The sequence below is a fragment of the Nocardia farcinica genome, from assembly GCF_029867845.1.
Taxonomy (GTDB): domain Bacteria; phylum Actinomycetota; class Actinomycetes; order Mycobacteriales; family Mycobacteriaceae; genus Nocardia; species Nocardia farcinica_A.
In genome coordinates, this window is the sequence record NZ_JARWRU010000070.1 from 1 (window position 1) to 4,419 (window position 4,419).

Below are 4,419 nucleotides of genomic sequence, written 5' to 3' on the forward strand. Positions count from 1 at the left end.
CTGCTGCCCACCGCCGACGGCTGGGCCGCGGTGTCCTGTGCCCGGCCCGACGACCCGCCGCTGCTGGCCGCGCTGGCCTACGCCGACCTCGCCGACGACGATCCCTGGCCCGCCGTCGCGGCCTGGCTCGCCGGACACACCGGCGCGGAGCTGGCCGAACGCGCCGAGCTGCTCGGCATCGCCGCCTGGCCGGTCACCACCCCGCGGGCATCCGCCGTGCCCGTCCCGCTCGCGCCGCGCCCCGTCGCCGGGCTGCTGGTGGTCGACTTCAGCGCCCTGTGGGCAGGCCCCCTGTGCGCACACCTGCTCGGCCTCGCGGGCGCCCGGATCGTCAAGGTCGAGACTCCGTCGCGTCCCGACGGCGCACGGCGCGGCCACCCCGGCTTCTACCGCCTGCTGCACGGCGGCCACTCGGCCGTGCGATTCGACCCCGCCGTGCCCGGCGATCGCGCGGCCATGCACGCGCTGGCCGGCGCGGCGGACATCGTCATCGAGGCCTCCCGCCCCCGGGCACTGCGCGGATTCGGCTTGGAAGCCGAAGATTTCGTCGCCGCCGGCGCCACCTGGATCTCCATCACCGCCGCGGGGCGCGCCTCGAACCGGATCGGCTTCGGCGACGACATCGCCGCCTCCGCCGGTCTGCTCGCCCACGACGCCGACGGTCCGATGTTCGTCGGCGACGCCATCGCCGACCCGCTCACCGGGCTGACCGCCGCCGCCCTGGCCATGTCGACCCCGGCCGGGGGAGCGGGAATGCTGTGGGACGTCTCCATGACCGACGTCGTCGCGGCCACCCTGGAGCCCGCGGAAGGCCCTGCGCCGCAGGTGCCTCGCGACGGCGCGCGATGGACGGTCGAGACCGCCACCGGCCCGGCCGCCATCGCCGACCCGCGGCCGCGGCGCCCGCGCGGAGTGGTGGCCGAACCCGGTCGGGACACCGAAGCGGTGCTCGCCGAACTGGGGATATCGCGATGAACGATCCGCTCGCGCCCGTTCCCGCCTCGCGGCCTGCCGCTCGCACCCGCTGCCGTGCGCGCCGACCTCTGCCCGCGGGGTGTGCGCTCCGATGACGGACCATCTGTTCCGCGATGTCGGACTACCGTGCGGCCGAGTCGATGTCGCGGTCTCGGGTGGTCACGTGACAGCCGTCGGCGCCGGTCTGCGGGCGGGTTCCGCCGAGGTGATCGACGGCCACGGCGCACCCCTGCTCCCCGGCCTGCACGACCACCACCTGCACCTGCACGCCCTCGCCGCCCATGCCGGTTCGGTGTCCTGCGGCCCGCCGCACGTCCACACGGCCGGTGATCTCGCCGCCGCCCTGACCGCCGCGCCGGGATCGGACTGGATCAGGGGAGTGGGCTACGTCGAGACCGTGGCCGGCCTGCTCGACGCCGCCGCCCTCGACCGCCTGCACGCCCACCGACCGGTTCGCCTGCAGCACCGCAGCGGCGCCCTCTGGATTCTCAACTCGACCGCCTGCGAACGAGTTCGGCTGGACAGCGCCGACCATCCCGGCGTCGAACGCGACGACACCGGCCGCCCGACCGGCCGCCTGTGGCGCGCCGACGCCTGGCTGCGCGACCGGCTGCCCCGCACCGCACCACCCGCACTGTCCTCGGTCGCCGCGGAACTCACCCGTTTCGGCATCACCGGCGTCACCGACGCCACCCCCGACCTGTCACCCACCTCCCTGTCGGCGCTGCTGGACGCCCACCTGGCGGGCAGCCTCCCGCAGCGCCTGCACCTGCTCGGCGTACCCCTGGACGAGGAATCCGGCACACCCGTGTCCGGCCCGGCCGATGCGCCCGAGGGCGGCCCGAACGGCCGAGGCTTCCCCGACACGGTCACCACCGGCCCCTACAAGATCGTCGTCGCCGATTCCGGCCCAATGGATTTCGGCCACCTGAGCGCCCTCGTCCGCCGAGCCCACGCCCGCCGCCGCCCGGTGGCCGTGCACTGCGTGAGCCGGGTCGCCCTGCTGCTCCTGCTCGCCGTCTTCGACGAGGTCGGCACCCTCCCGGGCGACCGCATCGAACACGGCGCCCTGATCCCCGGGGACTCCGTCGGCACCCTGCGCGCCCAGGGGCAGGCGGTCGTCACCCAACCCGGCTTCCTCGCCGTCCGCGGCGACGACTACCGCCGCCGGGTCGACCCCGACGACCTGCCCGATCTCTATCGATGCCGCTCGCTGCTCGACGCAGGCATCCCCTTGGCCCTCTCCAGCGACGCCCCCTACGGCCCGCTGAACCCGTGGACGGTGATCGCCGCCGCCACCACCCGGCGCACCCCCACCGGCGAAACCCTCGGCCCGGCCGAGCGACTCACCGTCACTCAGGCCCTGCGCGCCTATCTCGCCTCGCCCGGCGACCCGGGCGGCCCCGCACGAACGATCCGGCCGGGCGCACCCGCCGACCTCGTGCTCCTCGACCGCCCCCTCGGCGAAGCGGTCCGCGCCGACGCCGATCCGGTGCGCGCCACCATGATCCGCGGCGACATCCACCACCGGCGCTGACGGCCGGAGCGCCGCTACGTCCCGTGCGCGAAGTTCGCCGAGTCCGCCCCGTGCTGCGGCCGCTCCTGCGCCCGCAATCGGGGGATCACCCGCTCGATCGCCGCCAGCAGCAGTCCGGCCAGGTCGTGACTGAAGCCGTTGCGCACCACGATCCGCAGCGCCGCCAGATCCTGGCGGTTCTCCGGGAAGGTGTAGGCAGGAACCAGCCACCCCTGCTCCCGCAGCGCCGCCGACACGTCGAACACCGAAAAGCCCGTCTCGCCCTCGGCGAGAGTGAACGCGAAGACGGGCAGTTCACTGCCGTCGGTCAGCAGCCGGAACGGCCCGAGCGCGGCGATGCCCTCGGCGAGTTCGGTGGCGACGTCCCGGCAGTACTGCTGGATGCGGGTGTAGCCGTTGCGGCCGAGCCGCAGGAAGTTGTAGTACTGGGCCACCACCTGGGCGCCGGGGCGGGAGAAGTTCAGGGCGAAGGTCGGCATCTCGCCACCGAGGTAGTTGACGCGGAACACCAGGTCGTCGGGCAGGGCCTCGACATCGCGCCACACCACCCAGCCGACGCCGGGATACACCAGGCCGTACTTGTGGCCGGAGGTGTTGATGGAGACCACCCGGGGCAGCTGGAAGTCCCAGGCCAGATCGGGGTCGCAGAAGGGGGCGATCATGGCGCCCGATGCGCCGTCGACGTGCACGGGGATGTCCAGGCCGGTGCGTTGCTGGAGGTCGTCGAGGGCGGCGCAGATGTCGGCCACCGGCTCGTAGCTGCCGTCGAAGGTGGAGCCGAGCACCGCCACCACCCCGATGGTGTTCTCGTCGCAGTGCGGCAGCGCGGACTCGGCGGTCAGGTGGTAGCGCTCGCCCTCCATCGGCACCAGCCTGGCCTCGACGTCCCAGTAGTTGGCGAACTTCTCCCAGCACACCTGCACATTCGCGCCCATGACGATGTTGGGCCGGTCGGTGGGCAACCCGTTCGCACGCCTGCGGTGCTGCCAGCGGCGCTTCATCGCCAGCCCGGCGAGCATCCCCGCCTCGCTGGAACCGGTGGTGGAGCAGCCGGGCGCGTGCTCGGGATCGGCCGCGTGCCACAGGTCGGCGAGCATGCGCACACACCGCTGCTCGAGGTCGGCGGTGCGCGGGTACTCGTCCTTGTCGATCATGTTCTTGTCGGCGCACTCGGCCATGAGCAGCTGGGCGGTCGGCTCCATCCACGTGGTGACGAAGGTGGCCAGGTTGAGCCTGGCGTTGCCGTCGAGCATCAACTCGTCGTGCACCACCTGGCAGGCGATGCTGGTGTCGAGTTCGCCGTCGGGCATCCGGTTGCGGGGGATGGTCACCGGTTCCCTGGCGAAGATCGGATTGACCGACACCTCGGCATTGCCCGGCTGGTCCTGATGGTGGGAAGGGTGCGACAACGGCATGGCGACTCCTGGTCTGCTCGGCTACCGGCCCGGGTGACGGGGGCGCTCCGACCGTGCACCCGGCGACCGGTGGGGGACCGGGCGCGCTCCGCACCACTGATCCGAGACAGTACCGCCGGCCGGGCGGCGGCCGGGGGCGCTGACGAGGAGTGTTGCCAACCAGTTGCCATTGGTCCGAGGGACGCGTTGCCCGACGGCAGCGGCGGGCATGTCAGTGAATAGTGCCGTTATGGAGATATTGCGATCTGAGCATGTCAGCGACGGATTCGGTGGAACCCCCGATGCGGGGACCGATCGTGAGATATGGCAATGATGAGCAGAGGACGCTCTACGAAAGGACAAACTCCATGAGCCAGAACGCCTCCAGGGTCGCCATCGTCACCGGCGCCGCCCGCGGTATCGGCGCCGCCGTCGCCACCCGGCTGGCGCGGGACGGATTCGCGGTCGCGGTGCTCGATCTCGACGAGCAGGCGGGCAAGCCGGTCGTCGAGC

The 4,419-nt window shown here is 72.8% G+C and carries 4 protein-coding genes; 3 read left to right on the top strand and 1 reads right to left on the bottom strand.

Features of this window, described 5'->3' with window-relative positions:
* Together QH283_RS01170 and QH283_RS01175 are read left to right on the top strand one after the other, a co-directional pair.
* Positions 1-975: CoA transferase (locus tag QH283_RS01170; protein ID WP_280501163.1), on the top strand; the 975-nt coding region annotated here is incomplete at its 5' end.
* Between the two features lie 91 nt (positions 976-1,066).
* The gene (locus tag QH283_RS01175; protein WP_280501164.1) at positions 1,067-2,512 is read left to right on the top strand and encodes an amidohydrolase family protein; all 1,446 of its coding nucleotides are present in this window, start codon (positions 1,067-1,069) and stop codon (positions 2,510-2,512) included.
* Positions 2,513-2,526: 14 nt separating this feature from the next.
* Here QH283_RS01175 and QH283_RS01180 read toward each other — a convergent pair whose 3' ends face one another.
* The gene (locus QH283_RS01180) at positions 2,527-3,927 is read right to left on the bottom strand and encodes a glutamate decarboxylase (protein WP_280501165.1); all 1,401 of its coding nucleotides are present in this window, start codon (positions 3,925-3,927) and stop codon (positions 2,527-2,529) included.
* A 347-nt stretch (positions 3,928-4,274) separates the two neighbouring features.
* Here QH283_RS01180 and QH283_RS01185 point away from each other — a divergent pair.
* Positions 4,275-4,419, top strand: a 145-nt coding sequence (locus tag QH283_RS01185; RefSeq protein WP_280501166.1) for an SDR family NAD(P)-dependent oxidoreductase, incomplete at its 3' end; no start/stop codon positions are given.